Source organism: Panacibacter ginsenosidivorans (assembly GCF_007971225.1).
Taxonomy (GTDB): domain Bacteria; phylum Bacteroidota; class Bacteroidia; order Chitinophagales; family Chitinophagaceae; genus Panacibacter; species Panacibacter ginsenosidivorans.
This window is the reverse complement of the sequence record NZ_CP042435.1, coordinates 3,700,991-3,725,849: the sequence shown is the minus strand read 5'-3', so window position 1 is coordinate 3,725,849 and position 24,859 is coordinate 3,700,991. Positions and strand designations below refer to the sequence as shown.

23 protein-coding genes are annotated in these 24,859 nt (G+C 38.4%); 12 read left to right on the top strand and 11 right to left on the bottom strand.

Annotated features, from left to right (window positions below):
* Positions 1-86: 86 nt before the first annotated feature.
* From htpG to FRZ67_RS15585, 4 genes are all read right to left on the bottom strand, one after another.
* Positions 87-1,991 carry a molecular chaperone HtpG gene (gene htpG / locus FRZ67_RS15600; protein WP_147190912.1) on the bottom strand — a complete coding sequence of 635 codons (1,905 nt, stop codon included), beginning with the start codon at positions 1,989-1,991 and terminating at the stop codon, positions 87-89.
* Positions 1,992-2,204: 213 nt separating this feature from the next.
* A complete protein-coding gene (locus FRZ67_RS15595) occupies positions 2,205-2,828 on the bottom strand; it encodes a c-type cytochrome (RefSeq protein ID WP_147190910.1) in 624 nt (207 codons plus the stop codon).
* Between the two features lie 231 nt (positions 2,829-3,059).
* Positions 3,060-4,361 carry an energy transducer TonB gene (locus tag FRZ67_RS15590; protein ID WP_147190908.1) on the bottom strand — a complete coding sequence of 434 codons (1,302 nt, stop codon included), beginning with the start codon at positions 4,359-4,361 and terminating at the stop codon, positions 3,060-3,062.
* Positions 4,354-4,947: an RNA polymerase sigma factor gene (locus FRZ67_RS15585; protein WP_225975361.1), complete on the bottom strand. Its 594-nt coding sequence runs from the start codon at positions 4,945-4,947 to the stop codon at positions 4,354-4,356. Before FRZ67_RS15585 ends, FRZ67_RS15590 begins: the two co-directional genes overlap by 8 nt.
* A 155-nt stretch (positions 4,948-5,102) precedes the next feature.
* Between FRZ67_RS15585 and FRZ67_RS15580 the strand changes: the two genes are divergently transcribed.
* From FRZ67_RS15580 to FRZ67_RS15570, 3 genes are all read left to right on the top strand, one after another.
* Positions 5,103-6,212, top strand: a complete 1,110-nt coding sequence (locus FRZ67_RS15580; RefSeq protein ID WP_158638383.1) for a carboxypeptidase-like regulatory domain-containing protein — start codon at positions 5,103-5,105, stop codon at positions 6,210-6,212.
* 103 nt (positions 6,213-6,315) lie between these two features.
* On the top strand, positions 6,316-8,307 hold the full coding sequence (locus tag FRZ67_RS15575) for a vWA domain-containing protein (protein WP_147190904.1): 1,992 nt from the start codon (positions 6,316-6,318) through the stop codon (positions 8,305-8,307).
* A 113-nt stretch (positions 8,308-8,420) separates the two neighbouring features.
* A complete protein-coding gene (locus FRZ67_RS15570) occupies positions 8,421-8,765 on the top strand; it encodes a c-type cytochrome (RefSeq protein ID WP_147190901.1) in 345 nt (114 codons plus the stop codon).
* A 212-nt stretch (positions 8,766-8,977) separates the two neighbouring features.
* Here the strand turns inward: FRZ67_RS15570 and FRZ67_RS15565 are convergent, their stop codons facing one another.
* Together FRZ67_RS15565 and xerD are read right to left on the bottom strand one after the other, a co-directional pair.
* Positions 8,978-9,550 (bottom strand): hypothetical protein, encoded by a 573-nt coding sequence (locus FRZ67_RS15565; protein ID WP_147190899.1) that lies wholly within the window; start codon positions 9,548-9,550, stop codon positions 8,978-8,980.
* Between the two features lie 76 nt (positions 9,551-9,626).
* Entirely contained in the window at positions 9,627-10,529 is a 903-nt protein-coding gene (gene xerD / locus FRZ67_RS15560) for a site-specific tyrosine recombinase XerD (protein WP_147190897.1), read from the bottom strand.
* 241 nt (positions 10,530-10,770) lie between these two features.
* On the opposite strand from xerD, the gene FRZ67_RS15555 reads away from it, so the two are divergent.
* A complete protein-coding gene (locus FRZ67_RS15555; protein WP_158638382.1) occupies positions 10,771-11,274 on the top strand; it encodes a YkgJ family cysteine cluster protein in 504 nt (167 codons plus the stop codon).
* Between the two features lie 73 nt (positions 11,275-11,347).
* On the opposite strand, the gene FRZ67_RS15550 is transcribed toward FRZ67_RS15555, so the two are convergent.
* A complete protein-coding gene (locus FRZ67_RS15550) occupies positions 11,348-11,704 on the bottom strand; it encodes a YraN family protein (protein ID WP_147190894.1) in 357 nt (118 codons plus the stop codon).
* Between the two features lie 58 nt (positions 11,705-11,762).
* Here FRZ67_RS15550 and manA point away from each other — a divergent pair, with 58 nt between their 5' ends.
* Positions 11,763-12,971, top strand: coding sequence for a mannose-6-phosphate isomerase, class I (gene manA, locus FRZ67_RS15545; protein WP_147190892.1), 1,209 nt, complete (start codon positions 11,763-11,765; stop codon positions 12,969-12,971).
* A gap of 41 nt (positions 12,972-13,012) precedes the next feature.
* On the top strand, positions 13,013-13,588 hold the full coding sequence (locus tag FRZ67_RS15540) for a DUF6580 family putative transport protein (RefSeq protein WP_147190890.1): 576 nt from the start codon (positions 13,013-13,015) through the stop codon (positions 13,586-13,588).
* 51 nt (positions 13,589-13,639) lie between these two features.
* Here FRZ67_RS15540 and rnhA read toward each other — a convergent pair whose 3' ends face one another.
* Positions 13,640-14,122 (bottom strand): ribonuclease HI, encoded by a 483-nt coding sequence (gene rnhA / locus FRZ67_RS15535; protein WP_147190888.1) that lies wholly within the window; start codon positions 14,120-14,122, stop codon positions 13,640-13,642.
* Between the two features lie 99 nt (positions 14,123-14,221).
* Complete coding sequence (locus FRZ67_RS15530) at positions 14,222-15,016, bottom strand: PhzF family protein (RefSeq protein ID WP_147190885.1); 795 nt, start codon at positions 15,014-15,016, stop codon at positions 14,222-14,224.
* A gap of 349 nt (positions 15,017-15,365) precedes the next feature.
* Here FRZ67_RS15530 and FRZ67_RS15525 point away from each other — a divergent pair, with 349 nt between their 5' ends.
* Positions 15,366-17,207, top strand: coding sequence for a T9SS type A sorting domain-containing protein (locus FRZ67_RS15525; RefSeq protein ID WP_147190884.1), 1,842 nt, complete (start codon positions 15,366-15,368; stop codon positions 17,205-17,207).
* 307 nt (positions 17,208-17,514) lie between these two features.
* On the opposite strand, the gene FRZ67_RS15520 is transcribed toward FRZ67_RS15525, so the two are convergent.
* Positions 17,515-17,802 (bottom strand): hypothetical protein, encoded by a 288-nt coding sequence (locus FRZ67_RS15520; protein ID WP_147190882.1) that lies wholly within the window; start codon positions 17,800-17,802, stop codon positions 17,515-17,517.
* 156 nt (positions 17,803-17,958) lie between these two features.
* On the opposite strand from FRZ67_RS15520, the gene FRZ67_RS15515 reads away from it, so the two are divergent.
* Both FRZ67_RS15515 and FRZ67_RS15510 read left to right on the top strand, forming a co-directional pair.
* A complete protein-coding gene (locus FRZ67_RS15515; protein WP_147190879.1) occupies positions 17,959-19,146 on the top strand; it encodes a DUF3179 domain-containing (seleno)protein in 1,188 nt (395 codons plus the stop codon).
* Between the two features lie 141 nt (positions 19,147-19,287).
* Complete coding sequence (locus FRZ67_RS15510; RefSeq protein ID WP_147190877.1) at positions 19,288-20,034, top strand: MBL fold metallo-hydrolase; 747 nt, start codon at positions 19,288-19,290, stop codon at positions 20,032-20,034.
* 18 nt (positions 20,035-20,052) lie between these two features.
* Here FRZ67_RS15510 and FRZ67_RS15505 read toward each other — a convergent pair whose 3' ends face one another.
* Positions 20,053-21,147 (bottom strand): Mrp/NBP35 family ATP-binding protein, encoded by a 1,095-nt coding sequence (locus FRZ67_RS15505; RefSeq protein ID WP_147190875.1) that lies wholly within the window; start codon positions 21,145-21,147, stop codon positions 20,053-20,055.
* A gap of 116 nt (positions 21,148-21,263) precedes the next feature.
* On the opposite strand from FRZ67_RS15505, the gene FRZ67_RS15500 reads away from it, so the two are divergent.
* The 3 genes from FRZ67_RS15500 (at position 21,264) to FRZ67_RS15490 (ending at position 24,851) form a co-directional block, all read left to right on the top strand.
* Complete coding sequence (locus FRZ67_RS15500; protein WP_147190873.1) at positions 21,264-21,911, top strand: carboxypeptidase-like regulatory domain-containing protein; 648 nt, start codon at positions 21,264-21,266, stop codon at positions 21,909-21,911.
* 253 nt (positions 21,912-22,164) lie between these two features.
* Positions 22,165-23,346: a trans-sulfuration enzyme family protein gene (locus FRZ67_RS15495; protein WP_147190870.1), complete on the top strand. Its 1,182-nt coding sequence runs from the start codon at positions 22,165-22,167 to the stop codon at positions 23,344-23,346.
* Positions 23,347-23,429: 83 nt separating this feature from the next.
* Positions 23,430-24,851 (top strand): TolC family protein, encoded by a 1,422-nt coding sequence (locus FRZ67_RS15490; RefSeq protein ID WP_147190868.1) that lies wholly within the window; start codon positions 23,430-23,432, stop codon positions 24,849-24,851.
* The last annotated feature ends 8 nt before the right edge of the window (positions 24,852-24,859 follow it).

Here is a 24,859-nt window from a genome sequence, read left to right as displayed (position 1 = left end):
TACATAAAATAAAAAACCTCATTCACTAAAGAACGAGGTTTTAAAATTTATAATGTTTTCAACTCCCCTTTAAGGGCTGGGGGCATTTATGCTTCCACTATCAAACTCTTCTTCTCTCCCTGCATTAACTCCACACTTCTGTTGATAAAGCTGGTAAGATCATTTCCTTTCAACAAACCTTGTGATAACAATGCAAGGTCTGCAAGATTATTGATCTGCTTTTCCTGTTTGTCTTTATCAGATTCTTTCAGCAACGATTGATAGATCGGGTGATTACCATTTACAGTAAGCGTTACTTCATCAGGCATGGTTGCATAGAATGAAGCCATACCGCCACCCATACCACCCATATCTTTCATGCGGCGCATAAACTCTGGACGTGTTGCAATTACCGGCGCAGTCTCAGGACTTAAGCCTTTTACTTCAACTGTTACATGCAGGTTATGCATTTCTTTACCAAACATAGTTTTCAGTTGTTCAGCTTCATCTTTGCTCAACACACTTTCTGTTGCTTCCTGTTTGTCGATGATGTTATCAACAATGTCTGAGTCGACACGCACAAAGTGCACACCTTCCCATTTCATTTCCATGTTGTTGATGAAAGCTGCATCAACCAGCGTTTCCAGCTTTACAACTATATAACCTTTTGCAACGCATGCCTGTATATAAGCATCCTGCTGAATAGGATCTGTTGTGTAAATAATAACCTGTTTGCCATCTTTATTTTTCTGTAAAGTCTCCGTAGCTATTTTATATTCTTCAAGGGTATAAAAAGCCCCCTCCTTCTCCCCCGGTGGGGGAGTGATATCAGAAGCCTCCTTCTTTAAAGCCCCTCCACCGGAGGGGTTTGGGGAGGCCTGCATCACCAAAAACTTGTTTGCTTTTTCCAAAAACTTCTCATCGGTCATCATACCATACTTCACAAACAAACCAAGGCTATCCCATTTTTCTTCAAACTCACTTCTGTTATTGCGGAATATTTCATCAAGCTTATCAGCAACTTTCTTTGTAATGTGAGAATTTATTTTTTTCACATTCGGATCACCCTGCAAATAGCTACGACTAACGTTCAACGGAATATCCGGGCTATCAATTACACCATGCAACAACATCAAGAATTCAGGAACAATATCCTTCACTTCATCTGTTACAAAAACCTGGTTACTGTACAATTGAATTTTATCTTTTTGTATTTCGTAACTCTGTTTGATCTTGGGGAAATACAACACACCCGTTAAATTAAAAGGATAATCAACATTCAGGTGAATCCAGAACAAAGGTGTTTCGCTGTAAGGATATAATTCTTTATAAAAATTCTGGTAATCTTCTGTGGTAAGTTCAGAAGGTTTTCTAACCCAGATAGGATTGGGATTATTAATCTGCTTGTCTTCAAAGAAAATAGGCACAGCCTGGAAGCGACAAAATCTTTCCAGTATTCCGCGTACACGATCTGCTTCTAAAAATTCTTTGCTCTCTTCATTCAGATGCAAAACAATTTTTGTTCCGCGGTCTTCCTTATCTATTTCATACAATTCAAATTCAGGGCTGCCATCGCAACTCCAGTAAACACCTTTAGCATCCTCACGATAGCTCTTTGTATAAATTTCCACTTTCTCACTCACCATAAAGGCGCTATAAAAACCAAGACCAAAATGCCCGATGATATTCGCGTCTTTATATTTATCAAGGAACTCTTCAGCGCCGCTGAATGCCACCTGGTTAATGTATTTATCAACTTCTTCGGCAGTCATACCCACACCACGGTCGGCAATCGTTAATGTCTTCTCCGTCGCATCGATGCTAATGTCAATGCGCAGTTCGCCAAGATCGCCTTTTGCTTCGCCAATTGATGAAAGCGTTTTCAGTTTTTGCGTAGCATCGGTAGCGTTAGAGATCAGCTCACGCAGAAAAATTTCATGCTCGCTGTAAAGAAATTTTTTAATGATCGGGAAGATGTTCTCCGTATGAACCCTTATCTGTCCTTTTTGCATAGTAATTTATTTTTGTACTTAGCTTTTAGATTATTAATTAAGCGTCCCTTGCGTCGCACCCTTGTACTGTATGAACAAATGGCAGCACAGCAACGCCCTACTATAGACCAACTGCACAAGACAAAGAAAATACCAAATGCAGTTTCGCTGACATGATGGCAACAAAAAGAGGCATGAAGCCTCTTTTTTGAAATAGTAAAATCTTTTCTGTCTTTATTTTGCCGGCGGTGGCGGCGGAAGCAACACTGCCTCAGGCTGAATATTATGAATCGGCGGTATCGTTTTGAGGTATGCAAAAATGGCTTTCAATTCATCATCGGTCATTAATGCCACAGGCATCATTGACATGGGTGGCATAAGTGGCCTGGTATTGTCAAGACCCATCCATTTTTTCTCTTTCAGGGCTTTTAGAAATTGTTCTTCTTTCCAGCTGCCTAAACCTGTTGAATCCGGAGTAAGATTAGCTGCAAATGTTGTTCCCCACGGTCCTGTCCATGCTGTGAATGTTTGGGTAACAATTAATCCCTTTTTTGCAGCTTCTTTCGCATCGAATGGGGCAGGAGGCGCACCTGCAGGGTGGCCTGAAAGCATTAAACTCATGTCATCTTCCGGGCCATTTGGTCCCATTTTTTTGGGTGTATGGCAATCATTACAACCGCCTATTTTAACAATATGTTCACCCCATTTTGCCTGGCTTTCAAAGCCGCCAAACATTACCGTTGGACTTGCCTCTTTTGTTGTATCGGTTGTTTCTACTTTGGCTGATTCATTATTGCAGGCAACAATAATTACAGCAATAAGCATAATCGAAAATGCAATCGAAAGTTTCGGTTTCATAAACTGGTTGTTTTGGTTAATATAAAAAATGAAGAAAATATATCCGGAAAAGGCTGTGCGCACGGACTTCAATATGGCACTATAATTTTACGAATTTTATTTCACTTTCGCGATAATAAAATTGCAACAGGAAGATGCGTAACAATTACAAGTGCTGAATTAAGACCAAAAAGTACAAGTGAGTGACACAACGAAGCTTAATAGCAGCCATACAGTTTAGTGCATAAAATATTAAAACTGAATAACCACCTTACTCTTTTTATTTTTCTTTGAAGTGATCCACCGTGGACCTTCTTTTAATGCGTTGATGGCTCTTTCATCATTTTCTTTTCCGGAAGATTTTACCACATTGAAATTATAAGGGTCACCATCTTCATCAATAGAAAACTCAATCTCAACGCTGCCATGTATGGTAAAGATTTCGTTATTGGTAGAGTCAAAAGGTTTGTTCATTTTTTTATACACGTATTCCTGGAAAGACTGCCAGCCGCCGGCAGGGAAAGTACTGTCGCTATTACCGCGTTTCATAAACGCAGCATCTTTCTTTTTACTGCTATAACCAGATACCACCACTTCTGAAAGCGATTGCTGGTCTGGCTCTATAGAAATTTTATTGGCAAATCCAAGGGAAAGATTTGCATTAGCGGTTTCGTAACCAACAGACGAAACAGAAACCTTTAGCAGGCTATCAGCAGCAAGCATTTTAAAATAACCATTGTTATCTGTAAGCACGGAACGCTTTTCCCCTGTAGTTACAATCGCCCCGGGTACCGGTTGATTATTATTGTCCAACACTATACCGGAGAATTGATTCAACGCTACATTACTATCCAACATGCCATCATCTCTTCTCTGAATAGGAGAAAAAACTTTTGAAGGCTTTGGGTCTGCCGTGCTTAATTCCAAACCCGGTGCGGCTTGTGCAATAGAAAATTGAATTGAATCAGTTTCATTTTTTGCGGCAGCAATATCATCTGCATCTTTTGCTTTTACAAATGCTTCCATTTCTTTATTCCTGCTTAACGGGACCGGCTTGTTAGATGTTGCCTGTTTTTTTGAAAGATCATTTTCTGTTATTGAACTTCTTTCCTGGGCTATCAATTTTGCTGTATCATCTTTAACTATAGCAGGTTCATTATCTTTTATTACCGGTTCATTTTTTTCTTTAACCGCCGCAATTGTTTGTGCATGGTCAGTTGATTTATTATTGTTCATTATATACCAGCCAAACAAACCAACACCTGCAATTACAATGATCATTGCAGCAACCCTCCACCACTGAAAACTTTTAGTGGGCATGATCACCACTTTTGCATCCTGTTTGTCTTTTTGCAAAAGCGCTGTTATCTCATTCAGGTGTTTATGTGATTGCTGCATGGAGGATTCACTGTATCCTTCAATAGCATCTGCCAGGAAAGGATCCTGCAATGCAGCCCTTTCCATGTCATGCATTTCCTTTGCGTTCATGCCACCATTAAGATATCTTTCAATATCTTCTATTGTATAATTAATATGTGTCTTAGGATCAGTCATTTTTGTCCATACATATTTTTAAGTTGCGTCTTCCGTTTTGGATCAGGCTGCGAACCTTGTTCCATTCCATACCGGTTTGTTCTACAATTTCATTATAACATTTATTCTCTAAATAAAACAATTGAATACCCTGCTTTTGCTCCTCAGGAAGTTTTTCCATACAGCCTTCCAGCTTTTTAAAATCCTGTTCACGGTCCAGCACGCTGTCAAGATGCATAAAGTCTTCCGATTGCATAACAGCCGGGTTAAATTCCACCGTGATCATTTTTTTAGAACTGCGTAGCTGCATCAAACAATGGTTCTTGGTAAGCACATACAACCAGCCTTTAAAATTTTCTACTTCATGATTGGGTAACTTTTGCAGTAGCTCCTGGTAAATATTCATCACCGCATCTTTCGAAGCTTCTGCGTCTTTCAAATATTTTAAACAGGTACCATATACAAGGTCTGTATATCGCAGGTATAATTTTGCAAGTACATCCTGGCTATTACTTTCTTTAAAAGCAAGCAGCAATTCCTCATCTGTTTGTGGAGCTTTCTCTATGTGCTTTACAGGTATCAATAATTTATTTTGATTATGAGCCAAACTGTATTACTACTATAATGCTTTCGTTGCGTCGCACTCTTGTACATTCAAATATATATTCAGCATTTTCAAGTAATACAAGTTAAGACAAAATTTTTTTATCAGGGTTTATGCAATCCATTTCATCGCTGCATCTATTTAACAAATCAACTGACATGAAAGCGCAAACTTACTTTCATATACCCACACCATGCCATGAGAATTGGGAGAATATGACACCCGAAGGAAAAGGTCGATTCTGCGACAGCTGTAGCAAACAAGTAGTGGACTTTAGTTTAATGAGTGATCAGCAGGTACTCAACTATTTTAAAAATGCAAGTGGCAAAACCTGCGGTCGTTTTGCAAATGATCAGCTGCAAAGACCAATGGTTGAAGTAGCAGAGCAAAAGAAAAAAGTCTGGTGGGTTGCAGCGGTGATGCCATTGTTGATGTTGTTTGGGAGAGTAAATGCGCAGAAGAAAATTGGGAAAGTTAAATTAGGAACACCTGTAAAGGTTATTCCTGATAACAGGCCAGAGATAATGGAGAAAGTGTCTCCGGAAATAATCCCAGTGTATGATACAATTGCAGAGCCGGTTAAGGCAATGGGCGATACAATTCTAAGCTATACAACAAATGAATTAATTATTAAAGGAACACTTACAGATATGGAAAAAGGAGATGTACTTCCATATGCTTCGATAGTAGTTAAAAATTCAAAAATTGGAACAGCTTCGGATATGAATGGCAATTTTTCATTAAAGATGAAAAACAATGGAGTGCTCCCAGTATTAATTCTTGCATACGTTGGATATGAAACAAAAGAGATTGATCTAAACAAGTACAATGGAGAGATTGTAACTACCTATGAAAATGGAACACAACAGGTATCTATAAAATCTGAAATGACAAGAATGCAAACTGCACTAACGGGTGATGTAGTTGTTACAACCGGACTTACCATTGTATGCAGAAAACCAAAACCTATTGATACTGCAAAAACTGTTGTAAATAAAATTCTCAAAAAAGAAGCATTTAAAATATTTCCTAATCCTGTTACAAAAGGTCAACAAATTCAATTGGAAATTAAAAAAGCCGGAGAATATTCTATTCAGCTTTTGGATAATAATGCGGGCTTAGTACTTGTCAAAGATTTCTCTGCTGCAAATGATAATTCAACAATTGAAATTACTATTCCATATTCTGTTATTCCCGGCATGTATTTCATACTACTCATAGACAAAAACAAAAAGAAACAATACACAGATAAACTCATTGTTCAATAAAAAAGAGAACGTACAAGAGTGCGACGCAACAAACGCTTAATGCTTATTCAAATGTTTGTTACAATAAATATTCTTCTATTCTCAACAACTAAATAAAATTGATATGAAACGATTAGTATTTCTGGGCATAATGCTCAGCATATTTTGTATTGCCTTTATGCCATCCAAAGTAATAACAGGTGTTGTAACTGATGAAAAGGGAAACCCAATTGCGGGTGCATCAGTAATAATAAAAGGCACAAAAAACGGAACAGCTACTGATTCGAAAGGTGCGTTTAGTATTACTGTCCCTGATGAAAAATCTGTATTAGTTATTTCTTATGTTGGTTATACGGACAAAGAAATAAAAGTTAAGGATAAAGAAAATCTTACAATAAAATTAGAGCCATCTGTACAGGCATTGCAGGAAGTTGTTGTAACAGGATATGGAACCCAGTTGAAAAAAGAATTGACCGGCAGTGTTGTGACTGTCAATCCTGGTTATTTATCAGGCAAAGCTGCGGGTATTTATATTAGCGGCTCTCCGGGATCAAATTCAAATATCAGAATAAGAGGTACAAAAAGTATCGATAAAAATTATGCGCCACAAGAAGATGAAGATGTTGAAGAAAATGAACCAGATGACTGGCGCTACAACAATAATTTCAATACAGAAGGTTATGACCACATTACTGAAAACCCTTTTTTGAAAGTAAATGATAATCCGTTGTCAACATTTTCGATTGATGTAGACGCGGCATCTTATAGCAATATGCGCCGTTTTATCAACAATGGTCAGTTGCCACCTGCAGGGTCTATACGCATAGAAGAACTGGTCAATTATTTTTCTTATGAATACCCCCAGCCAAAAGGCAATGATCCATTTAGTGTGAATATGGAATATGCAAATTGTCCATGGAATGAAGATCATGAACTGGTGTTGGTAGGATTGCAGGGAAAAAAGATACCTGTCGATAATTTACCTGCCTCTAATCTTGTATTCTTAATCGATGTAAGTGGTAGCATGGATGAACCAAATAAATTACCATTGGTGCAGGCTTCTTTAAAATTATTGGTTGATCAATTGCGGGAGCAGGATGAAGTTGCTTTGGTTGTATATGCAGGTAATGCAGGATTGGTATTGCCTTCAACAAGTGGCGCTAACAAAACAACCATTAAAGATGCGATTGATAAACTGGAAGCAGGTGGATCAACTGCAGGCGGAGCAGGCATTCAGCTGGCGTATAAAATTGCCAAAGAAAATTTTGCAAAAGAAGGTAACAACCGCGTAATACTTTGTACTGATGGTGATTTCAATGTTGGTCTTAGCAGTGATGATGCATTGGAAAAACTTATTGAAGAGGAAAGAAAAAGTAATGTATTTCTTACAGTGCTTGGTTATGGTATGGGTAATTACCAGGATAGTAAAATGCAGAAGCTTGCTGATAAAGGAAACGGTAACCATGCCTACATTGATGGCATCAGTGAAGCAAAGAAAGTATTGATCAAAGAATTTGGTGGTACTTTATTTACAATTGCAAAAGACGTAAAACTGCAATTGGAATTCAATCCTGATAAGGTAAAAGCATATCGTTTGATCGGTTACGAAAATCGCATGCTGGCCAAAGAAGATTTTAATAATGATCAGAAAGACGCTGGTGAATTGGGCAGCGGGCATACGGTGACTGCATTGTATGAGATCGTTCCTGTTGATGCCCCTGATGAACCATTGGATAGCGTAGATGCATTACGCTACCAAAAAGTAAAAAAACAAAAGATAACCAATGCATTTACGAATGAAGTAATGAATGTAAAACTGCGTTATAAAGAACCAACAGGTGATGTAAGTAAACTCATAGCGTTTCCTTTAACCGGTAATCCTGTGGCTTTGGTTGCAACATCAAATAACTTTCGTTTTGCAGCAGCAGTGGCATCATTTGGAATGGTTTTGAGAGAGTCAAAATATAAAGGCACAGGAGATTTCAGTTTGGTGGAAACACTTGCAAAAAATGCAGTGGGAGAAGACAAAGAAGGCTACCGCAAAGAGTTTATTCAACTGACTGAAAATGCAGCCTTGCTAAAAGGCAGGAAAGCAACAGCAAAAGCAACGGAATAGGATGTCTTTTGTCAACTGCTTTACAAACTGTGATGATCATTTTCTTTTTTTATAACTCCTTAACAAAGGTTTTGATTCTTTCTTACGTACTGGATTGAAAAGAACAATCTTGTATGAAAAAAATGATCACTGCATTATCAGTAATCTTTGCTGCGACTGTATTTATTATTTCGTGTAAACATGATGCTATGGCTCCGCAAACAACGCTTTTATTTCCTAAGGTAAAAGCTATTATACAGGCAAATTGTGTAGAGTGTCATTCGCCTGGTGGACAGGGTTTGCCCGTTAATTTAACAAGTGACGATGCGATCGTACAGGATGCAGCTTTAATAAAAGCAGCAACAGTAGATCCTGCAAGTCCGCGTAACAGGCGCATGCCACCAAATGGCGATTTGCCTGAGGCAGACAAAACAATCATTGCGCAATGGTTTGAAGAAGGTGGCACTACTACAAATTAATTTCAACCTTAGACATTTTTCAGATGTAAGCAATATGGCGCGCCGAAGGCGCGCCATAATTTTATTCAATTATCGGAGAGGCGGAGAAAAGCAGGGAAATTTTCATGTTGTTCATGAGAGAGCAGAACGTTGAAGTGAGTGACACAACAAAAGCTTAATAGCAGCAATCCGGCTGTGCTCAAAAAATCTCTCTGTCTTTGTGTTTCTGCGGTTTAATTATTCGTCAAACTATTTCCCGCATCTTCTATATGAAATACGCTTACAGTTATCTTCCATTCATCCATTTCATATTCCATATTCAATTCAACAGTCACATCTTTTACAAGGTCCTGCATTGTCTCTAATTTAAACCGTATTGTATTAAATGTTTTGAATGCTTCAGGTTCTACATAATCTGCAGCTAATTTTATTTCCAGTTTTTCAATAGATGCCTCTGTCTTTTTAATATTGTTGTAAAACTGTTTGAATTTAGTCTTCGCTTCATCAAAATTGTTTGTTTCCAGCAATACATTTTTCCAGCTGTATGCATGCTCATCTGCATACCCGTACTGCGAAATAATGCCCGGCTGCATTCCTTTCATGTTAAGCACACACGCATAATTAATAATGGATGGCTGTTCTTCCAGTAAGTCACCTTTAATGTGACTGAAATCATTGGGAAAATCGGTAATCACTTTTTCCAGTACAGGGCTGATCTCATTTGGAGCTTTAACAACGGGTAACTTAAACTGCGCTTTTGCAGACACGCAAAAAAGCATTAATGCAATCAATGCATAATTTCTCATAGCTATTGGAATTTGGTTTGGCTTACATAAACGTATAATGTAAGCTTTCCATTATCCCCAAGTTATCCACAGATGTTTATTTCTTAAATGCAGGATGGAACTGATGTAGTGTAGAACGAAGAAAATCTCTGTCGAGATGTGTATATATCTCAGTAGTAGTAATGCTTTCGTGGCCCAGCATTTCCTGCACTGCACGCAGGTCTGCGCCGCCTTCTACCAAATGCGTGGCAAAAGAATGCCGGAAGGTATGTGGTGAAATATTTTTAACAATACCCGCTTTTTTTGCCAGGTCTTTTATAATGTAAAAAATCATCACACGACTTAACCCTTTGCCATGTTTATTTAAAAATAAAATATCACTGCTGCCATTTTGTACCGGCTGATGTACCCTTATATCATCTTTATATATCTTGATGTACTTCACCGCATCGCTGCCAATAGGCACCAGTCTTTCTTTGTCACCTTTACCAATCACACGAACAAAACCAACATCCAGGTAAAGGCAACTAATCTTTAAACCCACTACTTCACTTACACGCAAACCACAACTATACATTGTTTCAAGAATGGCCTTATTGCGCCCACCATCAGAACGGCTAAGATCTATTTGTGCTATTATGTTTTCAATTTCTTCAAAACTTAACACATCAGGTAATGCTCTTTTTAATTTGGGCGTTTCAAGCAAGGTTGATGGATCAACTGCTGTTATATTTTCGAGTAAACAATATTTGTAAAACCCACGAATGCCCGATATAATCCTTGCCTGCGAAGTGGCCGTCATACCCAGTTCAGCAACGCTTTTTATAAATTGCTGCAGGTCGTTCAGATCCAGTTCAGACGGCGCTTTCATGCTGTCATTGGCCTGCAGGTATTGTGTAAGTTTATCTACATCATGCAGGTATGCTTCAACAGAGTTATCGCTCAGCGATTTCTCTAATTGCAGGTAAGCTTTAAATCCTTTTTTATAGGCATCCCACATAATGATTTCAGATTTCGGATTTATGATTTCGGATTTGTTGTAAACATAAAATCATGATTAAGAATTTTTTTTTGTGCCGGGCTGCATTACAACCATGATACTTTCGTTGCGTCGCACTCTTGTACACACTTAACAATATGCAGCACATACTGCTCAATAACCTACAATGTTTATAACGTGTTTATTGAAATGTATGCACGAATGTATTAAACCGCTATTTTCGCCTTTATCAAAACAATATATGGAAAAGGTCAACCTCCGTTCATTTAAACAAAAAGCACGCCATCATAAGAAAACATTTAAAAGATTCCTGGGCAAAGTAGAAAAAAATCCGCCAAGGGGTTTAGATAAAATTGCAGAAAAGATAGATGCTGAAGTATGGGGCGAGGTTGATTGTCTCAGTTGCGCCAATTGCTGCAAAACCATGACGCCAACATTTACAGAGAAAGATATCAAACGAATTTCTGCGCATCTTGAGATGACGCCTGATTCATTCAAAAGCAAATGGCTGCATTTTGAAAAGAAAGATAAAGACTGGGTAAACAATAAACAGCCATGTCAGTTTCTTAACCTCAAAGACAACAAATGTTCTATCTACATTGTGCGTCCTGAAAGTTGTGCAGGCTTTCCTCATCTGAAAAAGAAAAAGATGACAGAATATATTCATGTGCACCAGCAAAATGTTGAGTATTGTCCTGCCACTTATAAAATGGTGGAAAGAATGATGGAAAGAATTGAAGTGTAATTGCTGAAATAATTTCTAAACGCACAAGTGAGTGACACAACAGGCGATCCCACAAAATACTGCAGCTCACCTCCTAAAAAAATACATCTTCTATCAAAAAATATTCGGTTGGTGTTCCTCTTATCATCGTTATAGACAATACATCGAACTGCAGCAATTTCCACTCTGGATGCAGATACTGGTATTCCATTGCGGCATTTATAAGACTTTGCATTTTGATTTTTCCAATACTTTCTTCTGGATGACCAAACTTTGCAGAGGTTCTTGTTTTTACTTCAAAGAAATGAAGCTTGTTTTCTTTTGAAGCAATGATGTCAACTTCCCAGTGTTTAAAACGCCAGTTGCGCTCGATGATACTATATCCCTTCTGCTGTATCCACACGGCAGCCATATCTTCTCCCTTGTTGCCTGTTTGTTTGTTATAACTCATGGAACGTTGTTTGCTTTCTAAACATTAGCTGTAATTTGCAGTACTACAAAAAACAAACATGCTACAAGATAAAATTTTTAAACTGAAAGGTAAAGTGCAGCATTATGCATGGGGCGGCTATGATTATATTCCGCAATGGCTGGGTATTGCAAATGCAGAACATATACCATATGCAGAATACTGGATGGGTGCGCATCCATCGGCGCCGTCTGTAATAGTAACACAAAATGGAGCGCTTTCATTAAACCAGTTGGTGCATGATCATCATGCAGAATTTATTGGTGAAAAAGTTTTTGAGCAGTTTGGTGAATTGCCTTATTTGTTTAAAATACTGGATGTAAAAGATATGCTATCCATCCAGGTACATCCTACCAAGGCGGCGGCGGCAGCGGGTTTTGAAGCAGAGGAAGCGGCAGGTATAAAACTTGATTCAGCGTTTCGCAATTATAAAGACAGGAATCACAAGCCTGAAGTAATGATTGCGTTGAGTGAGTTTTGGTTATTGCATGGTTTTCGCGAAAAAGATGCATTGAAAAATGTTTTACAAACTGTACCCGAGTTTCAGCCACTGGTTAGTATTTACGGCGATGGTAATTACAAAACACTTTCTGAGCATGGTATGTATATGCAGCAGGAGGAAGTGAATGCAATGCTTGTTCCCTTGATAAAACGTGAAATTCAGCGCAAACAAAATGGTGAACTTACCAAAAATGATCCGGGCTGGTGGGTTAGTAAACTATACGAAGGCAAAGAAGAATGGGGAAATATTGACCGCGGTGTTTTCTCTATTTATTTTTTCAATATTGTTGAGGTACATCCCGGTGAAGCAGTGTTCCAGGGTGCAGGCGTTCCGCATGCTTATCTTGAAGGACAGAATGTGGAACTGATGGCCAACAGCGATAATGTATTACGTGGCGGACTTACACCTAAACATGTTGATGTAGGCGAACTCCTGAAACACACCACATTTGAAGCCATTGTTCCAAACGTAATGAAAGGCGAACAAAAAGAAAATGGGGAAACAAATTATCCCTGCCCCGTTCCTGATTTTGGCATCAGCAAAATTGAACTGCATGAAAATGGTTCTTATCAAAATACAGCAAACTCCCTGGAAATTTTTGTAGTGATCGACGGCACTATGAGCATAAAGGGTATGGTGAACAATCTTTCTGTGTCCAAGGGCGAGGTAGCTGTTATTCTTGCAGGCGAAACTTATCATATTTCCACAGATAGCCATGTGCTGTCTTATAAAGCATTTGTGCCTTAATAATTAACCCGTATTTTTGCCCTTTAGAAAAAAATGAGCTCATGAAAATTAATAAAAAGACCATACTCTTTCTTTTTGTACTTATAGCTGTGACAACACTGGTAAAAGTGATCTGTGCACCTGATATAAATTTCAGCGGGTTCTCTGCAGGTATTGCGGTGGCGCTGTTTGCAGGCTTTACAGAGAAAGACAGCAGGAAAATAATTTTACTTCCGCTTATTACATTATTCATAAGCGATGTGCTGATACAGCTTTTATATACAGCCGATATGTTTGCTTTTGCAGGATTTTATAAAGGTCAATGGATCAATTACCTGCTTATTATTGGTTTGAGTTTTATAGGTGTTCTCTTGCGCAAAGGCGGATTGGTTGGTATGCTGTCAGCAACAGTAATAGCGCCAGCTATATTTTTTCTTATTTCTAATTATATTGTTTGGGCCACACAATCTGAGTTGATGGGTTATGCGAATAATTTTGGTGGTCTTATGGAATGCTATCGTGCAGGTCTTCCTTTTTACAGGAACAGCGTGATCTCAACGCTTATTTTTCTTCCTTCTTTTATCGCATTTTATCATTGGCTTATGCAGGGTAAACTTTCTTTGCAAATTGCGAAGTAAAAATAATAACCGAATAAAAAAATGCCGGAGCAATTACTCCGGCATTTTTTATTAAATCAATTTGCCAGCCTCCTTTTCATAACCTTCATCTATCAAAAGATGTTTGCCATCTGCGGCCATGGTTGCCAGTTCATCACAACGATTATTAAAAGCATTATCTGCATGGCCTTTTACCCATTTGAATTTGATAGAAAATTCTTTTGATAATTTATAGTAATGCAGCCAAAGATCTTTATTCTTTTTCCCTCCCTTAAAATCAGTACGTACCCAGTTGTCGAGCCATTTTTTTTCTACGCTATTTACTACATATTGACTGTCGGTATGAATAGTAAGCGCAATATTTTTTTTAGTAAGGCTTTCTAAAGCTTTGATAACAGCAAGCAATTCCATGCGGTTGTTGGTAGTAAGCCTGTAACCGGCAGAAAGTTCTTTACGCTTTTCGCCCCACATAAGAATAGCGCCATAACCACCTGGACCGGGATTGCCTCTTGATGAACCGTCTGTGTATATAATTAACTGGTGACCTTGTGTCATTATGTAAAAATGAAAAATAAAATTTATGAGCCGTGCATCAGATCAATAATTAAGCTTCGTTGCGTCGCACTCTTGTACGTTCTAAACTATATGGAACAATTAAAGATCGAGGTAATACTCGCCTTTTAAATAAGTAACAGCACTACCGCTGATTAATACACGATCTCTTTTTAATTCACAATCAAGATAACCGCGGCGCTTAGAAACCTGTATTGCTTTTAATGATGTTTTATTTAACTGAGCTGACCAATAAGGAGTCATGCATGTATGTGCAGAACCTGTTACAGGATCTTCATCAATGCCACTTGGCGGAAAGAAACATCTTGAAACAAAATCTGCTTCATCTCCTTTTGCCGTTACAATAACACCACGTGCATCTAAAGCAGATAAGATCTTAAAATCTGGTTTTAATGCTTCTACCTGCTGTTGAGAATGTAATACCAGCAAATAATCAAATGATGATTTAAAAACAGGAACAGGGCCAATATTCAATCCTTCGAATATTGCATCGGGTACATCAGTAACAGGATGAAGTTTATCAGCCGGAAAGTCAAGTGTGTAAACACCTTCTGCCTTACGTGATACTTTTAATAACCCGCTTAGTGAATTAAAAACTATTTCATCTTTTGTATAACCAAGTTCTGTATAAAAAATGTGTGCAGTTGCCAAAGTAGCATGACCGCATAACTTTACCTCAACCGTTGGTGTAAACCAGCGAATGTGGTAATGATCATTTTCTTTTGCAATAAAAGTTGTTTCAGCTAAATTATTTTCAGCGCCAAGACTTTGCATAATGGTATCAGGCAACCATTCTTCCAAAGGGCAAACTGCTGCAGGGTTTCCGCCAAACAGCCTATCAGTAAAAGCGTCTACTTTATAAACAGGGAGTTTCATAGCACCATAAGTTATATTGAGATGCAAAGAAAATCAAAAGCATTGTACCCATTTAATTTTCTTTTATGCTGCTGCAATATGTTATGAATGTACAAGTGAGTGACACAACAAAAGCATAATAGTAATACAAAAGCTGGTTACAAAAAATTCACCTTAAAATTTCAATTCAATAATATATCTTTTGGTTTTGATCAGCATAGATTTCTTATCTTCCTTTTCCTGACACTTCCACCATCCTATCAAAACCTTACAAACTGCAGCGAAAAGTGCTTCATGGATATTCAATTGTAATTGTTTGTAACTGATTTTTTTGAAAAGATCAATATCTATTAAAAATAAAATCAACACCATGAAACAAAAATTACATTTTCTAAAAACACAACGTACTCTTAACCATTCAACCTCCAAAACAAAATTGCGCCACAAAGGAAAAATTGCACTTTACCTTTTTGCATTTTGTTTTATCAGCATGTACAGTATTGCACAGGGAACCTGGACTGCTGTTGCTGCAAACTGCCCTGCTTCAAGCGGAGGAGTTTGTATGCTGCTTTCTGATGGCACCGTTATCTGCAAAACCTTTGCAGGAGGCATTGATGGATATGGCACCTTATGGTACAGGCTTACACCAGACAACCAGGGCAGTTATATCAATGGCACCTGGTCTCCTATCGCCCCCATGATAAATTCCCGTCTTTATTTTTCGTCACAGATATTGAAAGACGGGCGTGTATATGTGGCGGGCGGAGAATATGGAACCGGTGGCTCAAGTGGTGAAACATATAATCCATTAACCAATTCATGGACTGCAAACCCCTCGCCGGGTGCTTTTGTAAGTGATGCAAATTCAGAAATACTGGATGATGGCAGGGTATTACAGGCAATAGTGCAAGGCAGCCCTTTTTTGCAACAAAATAAAATATATAATCCTGCTGCAAATACTTACATAAACGGATCCAGTTGTTTAGGTTATCATAATGAATCTACATGGATAAAATTGCCAGACAACAGCATACTTATGGTAGACAGAAATACTACCAATTCTGAAAGATATATTCCGGCATTGAACCAATGGGTAGCAGATGCAACAGTACCTGTTTCTTTATATGATCCATATGGATTAGAAACAGGTGCCGGTGAATTACTGCCCGATGGCAGAGCATTTTTTATTGGTTCAACAGGGCATACAGCTTACTACACACCTTCGGGTACAACCAACCCCGGTACATGGGCTGCAGGCCCTGATCTACCAAATGCCCAGGGACAGCCAGATGCCCCAACAGCCATGATGCCTAACGGAAAAATTTTGCTTACCTGTTCTGCAATTCCCACTTCTTTTAATCATTTCCCCTCACCTACTTCTTATTATGAATTCGATTACTCAACAAATACCTATACACGTATTAATGCGCCACAGGGTGGTTTAACAACCAATACACCTTGTTATACTACCAACCTGCTGGTATTACCAGATGGGAATATTTTATACTGCCTGCAGGGTTCCTCAACTTTTTATGTTTATACACCAGGCGGAACTCCTGTAGCTGCGGGAAAGCCCACCATTAAGAAATTAAAAAAGGTTGGATCATCAGTGGGAATTACAGGAACAAAATTTAATGGTATTTCAGAAGGCGCCTGTTATGGAGATGACTTCCAGATGGCAACCAATTTTCCAATAGTGCGTTTGTCGAACAGCACCAATACTTACTATGCACGCACCTTTAACTGGAACAGCACAGGTGTTATGCGTGGTACCAAAGCTGATACTGCATTTTTTACCTTGCCCGCAGGCATTGCGGCAGGTTCTTACGCCTTGTCTGTTATTGCAAACGGTATAGCATCGAATCCTAAATCTGTAACAGTTACAGCCGCAGCTGCGCCTGCACTTGCTGATACTTATGTTGATGCAGAAGAGGCCTCCGCAATTGTAGCACCGGCAATTATCAATACTAAGATATATCCTAATCCTGCAAAAACACAAACCACTTTGCAGTTTAGTGTAACACAGGCAGGACATGTTTCTGCGACATTGTGCAATGCAAATGGAAAAGCAATCAACACTATTTTAAGTACAGAATTACAGGCAGGAATGCATACTACAACAATTAATACCAGCAGACTTTCTGCCGGTGTTTACATAATAAGGTTACAAACTACTTCAGGAACAGACAACCTGAAACTTATTGTTCAGTAAAGTAGTTACATTACTTGTATTGAAAAAGCCATCACAAATGTGATGGCTTTTTTGTGAAGCCATCTGTATATTTCTTTTCAGCACCCGTTGCGTCGCACACTTGTACTGAAAGTTAGAAGTCAGCAATCAGTCGTCAGGTTTCAGGTAAATGCACTTTCCTTACTGAATGCCGATAACTGTAAGTTGATACCTGATCTAAACGTACAAGTGAGTGACACAACCAAAGCTTAATAGTATTACAAAAGCAGGTACAAAAATAAAAAGAGCGATCATTTTGTAATGACCGCTTATTGCTATTCAAATATAATTATTCCTCTACCCAAACACCCTGTTTACTACCCACCCTTGAGACCACCGGCTTCCTTTTCTTTACTACAGGTAAATGATTTTTTATCTCAGCCAGTTGCCTTTGAAGCTCTGCATGGGATGCCTTTAGCTCTTCAATTTCTTTTTCAAGTTTAGCAACTCTTTCCTGTGATACAATTACTTCCCTGGCTGATGTATCAGGTTTTTTGATGTTAAACTCTGTTTCAGGCTGTGCAAATGACATAACTGAAAAACAACTGATTGCAATAAGTAAGACTAGTTTTTTCATGAGTATATGCTTTGTACAATATTACTAAGCGATTGCTAATCTATATTCTAAAAAAGTGTTATAAAGCTAACGATTGATAGCATTGTTTTTTATTGCAAAAACTTTACGAAACACATTAATAGCGCTATCTTGATTCCCTCAAAAATGCATTAACTCATGCGTGGCTTTTTATTAATAACGGGTTTACTCTTACTCTTTGCGGTAGAAATACTAAGAGTATATTTTATTATGCCGTTTCCGGGTAGTCAACAAAGCAATACCATCGATGTTGCATATTGGCTGGGTAAAAATATTACATGGCTGAGGATATTAGGTTTATCACTTGTTCTGTGGCCGTCTCTGCAAATATTTCTTACTAAAGGAAAATGGAAGAAGATATTTTTAGCTGCTGCATTGTTATTGTATGTTGTAATATTTTTCTTTATCAATTTTCGTTTTGAAGCAGATAAAATGTTTTATCAGCCACAATCAAAAATATTTGCTTCAGGTGCTACCAATAAAATTGCTGATAATAAACTCGTGATCGGGGTTGCAATAAATGGTGAAGCTAAAGCTTATCCTATACAACTCATCGGCTATCATCACCAGGTAAGAGATACGATTGGCAATACACCGGTAATGATCACTTACTGTACTGTATGCAGAACGGGAAGAGCATTTAGTCCGTTTGTAAATGGCAAGCCAGAAGATTTTCGCCTGGTGGGTATGGATCATTTCAATGCCATGTTTGAAGATGCAACCACTAAAAGCTGGTGGCAGCAGGCTACTGGTGTTGCCGTTGCAGGACCGCTTAAGGGCAAAGCGTTACAGGAGCTTCCATCTCAACAATTAACATTAGCGGCGTGGTTAAGTTTGCATCCCAATTCAACGGTGATGCAACCTGATACACTTTATCAAAAAGATTACGATGATCTTGCCGATTATGATAAGGGCACTATTAAAAGCAGTTTGGAAAAAAGAGATTCTTCATCATGGAAATTTAAATCGTGGGTTATTGGTGTTGCTTATAACAATAACGCAAAAGCATACGACTGGAATAAACTGGTAGAAACTTCAATGATACAGGATTCAATGCCCGGCCTGCCAATTATTATAACGCTGGAAAAAGACACTGCTTCATTTCATGTGTTTAGCAGAAGTATAAATGGTACCGTTTTGCAGTTTGAAAAAAATAATGATGGCATTTCTTTGAGAGACATCAATACACAATCAATCTGGAATATGCAGGGCGCCTGTATTGATGGAATGCTCAAAGGACAAGCGTTGCAGCCTGTGCAGTCTTCCCAGGAGTTCTGGCATTCGTGGAGTACATTTCATCCTGCAACTGAGAAGTATGAAAAATAAAAAAGTGGAAGAATATTTTGTTTCCAGCTTTATTATTTCATAGCGTCAACTGTTGCGTCGCACACTTGTACAGTATTAAGAAATGGCAGCATGTTCAACTTTAAAAAGGCTACGTTAATTTCGCAATCCATACATTTGAGCATGCAAATAATACCACTCTCCGAAGGAGTTTTTACTATAGATAAAACAAAAATTTTTGTTCCTTTCGATCTTGAAAATGATGACCTGCAAAAAAGACCTATCGGAAGTTTACTCGTGGAAGTGCAGCCTTTTGTTGTTATCACCAGTAAAGACATTTTATTATTAGATACTGGTCTTGGTTTTTCCAGGCATGGAGAACTACAACTCTATACAAATCTTAAAGCAAATAATATACAACCACAAAGCATTACCAAAGTTTTGCTTTCACATTTACACAAAGATCATGCAGGTGGTGTAAGTATAAAAGACAGGTTGGGTAATTATCATCTTTCTTTTCCAAATGCAACATATTATGTGCAAAAAAAAGAAATGGAATTTGCTATGGAAACAGGTTTCCCTTCTTTTATGGCAGAAGAAATTTCCATTTTGCAGCATGAAAAAAATGTGGTGTTCCTCGATGGTGATGGCTCTATTGATGATTACATTTTCTATCATGTTACAGGTGGACACAGTCCGCACCACCAGGTATATTGGATAAAAGAAAAAGGTGAAACTATTTTCTTTGGTGGCGATGATGCACCTCAACTACAGCAAATGAAAAACAAGTTCATTGCCAAGTATGACTACAATGGTAAAAAATGCATGGAGCTTCGCCAGTTGTGGTGGCAGCAGGGCCAGGAACTAGGCTGGACTTTTTTATTTTACCACGATGTTAAAGCTCCTTACTATAACAGCAAAAATTTATAAACTTCTTTGCTGATTTAATTATTCAACAACAGCTACCGGTTTTGTCTGTGGCACTTTTGCATTGCGTATAGCAATATTCCTGGCTGCCAGTCCGGCAAAATCTTCAAACGCTTTTTTTGAAACCGGATCATCGCCAACCATTGCAGGCACGCCATTATCGCCACCTTCTCTAATGCTTTGTACCAATGGTATCTGCCCGAGAAAAGCAAGATCGTATTCATCGGCAAGTCGTTTGCCACCTTCTTTGCCAAAAATGTAATATTTATTATCGGGCAATTCTGCCGGTGTGAAATATGCCATGTTCTCCACAAGACCAATTATCGGCACATTGATCTGCGCCTGGCCAAACATAGCTATACCTTTTTTCGCATCGGCCAAGGCAACATTCTGCGGCGTAGTAACAATCACTACACCTGTTACCGGTACTGTTTGCATCAATGTTAAATGAATATCTCCTGTACCAGGTGGCATATCAATAACCAGGTAATCAAGTTCGCCCCAGTCCACATCTGTAACAAACTGGCGAATAGCACTGCTTGCCATTGGCCCACGCCACACCACTGCATTCTTTTCATCAACAAGTAAACCAATACTCATCAGTTTAATACCAAAACTTTCCAACGGAATGATCATGCCTTTGCCATTTACATCTTTCATCATGGGGCGTTCTCCACGTACGCCAAACATAATTGGTACACTGGGTCCGTAAATATCCGCATCCATCAATCCTACTTTCGCGCCGCCTTTGGCAAAGGCCAATGCAAGGTTTGCAGCAACGGTACTTTTACCTACACCACCTTTACCACTCACTACTGCAATGATGTTTCTAACGCCGGGTAATAACTGCTTTGTATCCTTTCTGTTACTGCTGGTATTAGAAGTAAAATTCACTTTTACAACAGCTTCTTTATTAACAAGGATTTTTACAGCATTCACACAAGCTGTTTTCATCATGTCTTTCATTGGACAAGCTGGTGTAGTTAATACCACAGTAAAAGAAACCTCGTTGCCATTAATAACAATATCTTTTATCATGTTCAGCGTTACCAGGTCTTTACCAAGATCGGGCTCCTGTACATTGCTTAAAGCCTTTAAAATTTCATTTTCTGTCATCACACATATTTTTGTTAAAAAGGAATATTTTGCAGCAAAATTAACCCTCAATGGGGTTATTTTGTTTTGAATGAGGGAAAGCCTTTAAAAAACCTTTTTCATAAATCTTTTGCTGCATGAAGCGATTTTTACAATATCTCATTTGCTCATCTTTCATTTTCCTGTCACAATACGCCAGTGCACAGGATAACAAAGGCATTCAGGATTCGGTGATACAATTATACGGTGTAGTTATGACAGCAGACAGCCTGCGTGCCATTGAAGCGGCAAGTGTTATTGTTGAGAACAAGGGCCGGGGCACTCTTACTAATTACCAGGGTGTTTTTTCCATCGTTGTATTAAAAGGCGATGAGATACGTTTTTCCTGCATTGGCTTTAAAGATAAGCTCATTACCATCCCCGATAATTTGAAAGGCAATCAATATAGTGTTATACAATTAATGGTAAGCGATACTGCTTATTTGCCCGCCACTATTCTTAAACCAAGGCCCACACGCTCCCAGTTTGAACGCGATTTTGTAAATGCAGATGTGCCCGCAGACCAGATAGAAATAGCCCGCCAGAATAATGATGAAGCTACACGCCGTGCACTTATTGCTGCATTGCCTGCAGATGGCCGCGAAGCAGTGAATGCTAATATCAGGAAGCAAACACAAAAATACTATTACCAGGGCCAGCAGCCGCCAATCAATCTTTTTAATCCTTTTGCATGGGCCGAATTTATTGATGCATGGAAACGCGGAGATTTCAAAAAGAAAGATTGATTAAGCTTATTATTTTTTTGTTTCAATATTGCACGCTGCATTTTCGAGTAATTTATTATGAGCCCGGCAGCAGTAATACTATTAAACATCGTTGCGTCGCACGCTTGTACGTTAAGGAAAGCTATCGACAGTTGACTGTCGATCAAAGAATAAAGCGTACAAGTGAGTGACACAACCGGCGATGCCAAAAGAACATAAAGCCGACTTATAAAAATTTCTTTTGATTGCATACGCTATAACTATTTTTACGCTTATGAACGATCTTAATATTTCCTTTATCATTAATGAATATGCCGAGGACCGTGATGATTATTTCAGGGCTGTAGCGCCGCCTATTATGCAAACCAGCAACTTTGCTTTTAAAAAAGTGGATGATCTTAGAAAGAGCTTCGAAGATGAATATTCAACATGGCTATACAGCCGCGGCCTAAACCCCACGGTAGAAATTCTAAGAAAAAAACTTGCAGCACTGGATGCTGCAGAAGATTGTCTTGTTTTCAACAGCGGGGCTGCAGCCATATTTGCCGCAGCGCTTGCCAATGTAAAAAGTGGTGATCATATTGTAAGTGTGCGCAACCCTTATACGTGGGCAAAAAAAATGTTTGACGAAATATTGCCACGCTTCAATGTTTCTGTTACATATATTGACGGTACGAAGATTGAAAATTTTATTGCAGTAACGAAAGATAATACATCGATCTATTACCTTGAAACACCCAATAGCTGGAGCTATGAATTACAGGATCTGGAAGCTGTTGCAACATTAGCCAAGAAACATAATATTATTACCATTTGCGACAACAGTTATTGTACACCATTATATCAAAGACCAATAGAATATGGAATTGATCTTGTATTGCAGTCTGCAACCAAATATATAGCAGGCCATAGTGATACAGTTGCAGGTGTATTAAGTGGGGGCAGCAATATGATCCAGAAAATTTTTAATAGTGAATATTTAAATATTGGCAGCGGCATTCAACCTTTTAATGCATGGTTATTAATAAGAGGCCTGCGTACATTACCTGCACGTTTGGAACGAATAACAGCTACAACCGCAAAAATTGTTGAATATCTTCAAATGCATGATCGTGTTGAAAAGGTGATATTTCCACTTGATAAAAACTTTGTGCAGTATGAACTTGCCAAAAAGCAAATGCAGGGTGGATGTGGCTTACTTACTTTTATCATCAAAGCAAAAAATATTGCAACCATTGAAATGTTTTGTAATTCGCTACAACATATATTAATGGCTGTAAGCTGGGGCGGCCATGAATCACTTATTATTCCACGATGTGCAAGTATAAAGCCGGAAAAGTTTATAGCTGCAAGTGAAGAACACCGCATGTTGCGTTTATATTGCGGGCTTGAAGATGCAGACTATATAATTAGTGATCTTGAAAGAGGTTTTGAAGCTATTAAAGAAATGGAGTGATGAAAAGAGCCTAATAACAGCCTAAGTTTCCGTTCATCTAAAAACAGGCTTACGGGAAAAACTGATTCAATTATTTTTGTTATATGCTAAAAAGATTTTTGGGAATACTGCTAATAACAGTTCCCGCTTCATTATTTGCACAGGAGAAATGGGACCTCAGGCGACTTGTGGGCTACGCCATGATAAATAACATTTCCGTAAAACAGGCAGATGTTCAGGCACGCATAGCGGCCTTACAACTAAAGCAGGCAAAACTAAACCAATGGCCAACCGCCTCTTTTACCGGAAATGTAGGTGAACAATTTGGCCGCTCCATTGATCCCACAACTAACCAGTTTACTACTACTAATTTCTTTTTTAATCAATACCAATTACAGGGCGGCGCGCAGATATACAACTGGGGCCGGCTAAAAAATGCACAGGCCGCAGCAGATTTTAATGCAAAGGCTGCATTGGCAGATATTGAAAGAGCTGCAAATGATATAGCATTAAACGTGGCATCTTATTATTTGAATGTGCTTGCATCAAATGAACAAATAAAGATCAATGAGGTGCAAATCGCACAAACAAAAGCACAGTATGATGTAACAAAGAAAAAGGTAGATGCAGGTGCATTGCCAGAGCTTAATCTAGCAGAGCTTGAATCACAGCTTGCAACAGATAGCAGTAATCTTATTACATCCAGAACAAATTTTGAACAAAATGTGCTGTATTTAAAGGCTTTATTAAATATAGACATGGCTGCACCATTTGATGTGGCCACCCCTGCTGTTGAAAGCATCCCTTTAGAGCCAATTGCAGAATTGCAACCCGATCTCGTGTACAAATTGGCTCTTACTACACAACCTCAGCAAAAAGTAAATGAGCTGAGACTAAAAAGTGCAGAAAAGACAATTAAATCAAACAGAGCTTTAATGTACCCTTCCATTAGTGCATTTTATTCTTTGGGCACTACATACAACAATCAAAATTTCGGTCTAACAGGCTATACCATTTCAAATGATACCGTCGGAAAAGTAACTATCGGAGGTATAGATTATGGCGTTGTTTCTCCTATATATAATCCATTATACAGTAAGACAAAGTTCTTCAAACAAATTGATGCAAATTTCAACCAGAGCGTAGGTATAGGCTTAACAATACCTATTTTCAATAACGGGAGTTATCGCTTAAATTACGAACGCTCAAAATTAGACCTCAAAAATTTGCAATTGCAAAAAGAACAGAGCGATCAGACATTGCAATCAAATATTTATAATGCATACGCAAATGCAATGGCTTCTTTACAAAAATATAATGCAGGGATAAAGAGCGTGGCCTCTGCACAAAAAGCTTATGATTTTGCTTCCAAAAGATATGAAGTGGGATTACTCTCAACTATTGATCTCTTAACTAACCAGAACAACCTGCAACGGGCAAAACTGCAGCAGGTTGCCAACCAGTATGATTATGTCTTTAAAATGAAAGTCCTGGAATTTTATAAAGGTCAGGGCATAAAATTATAATTACCAAA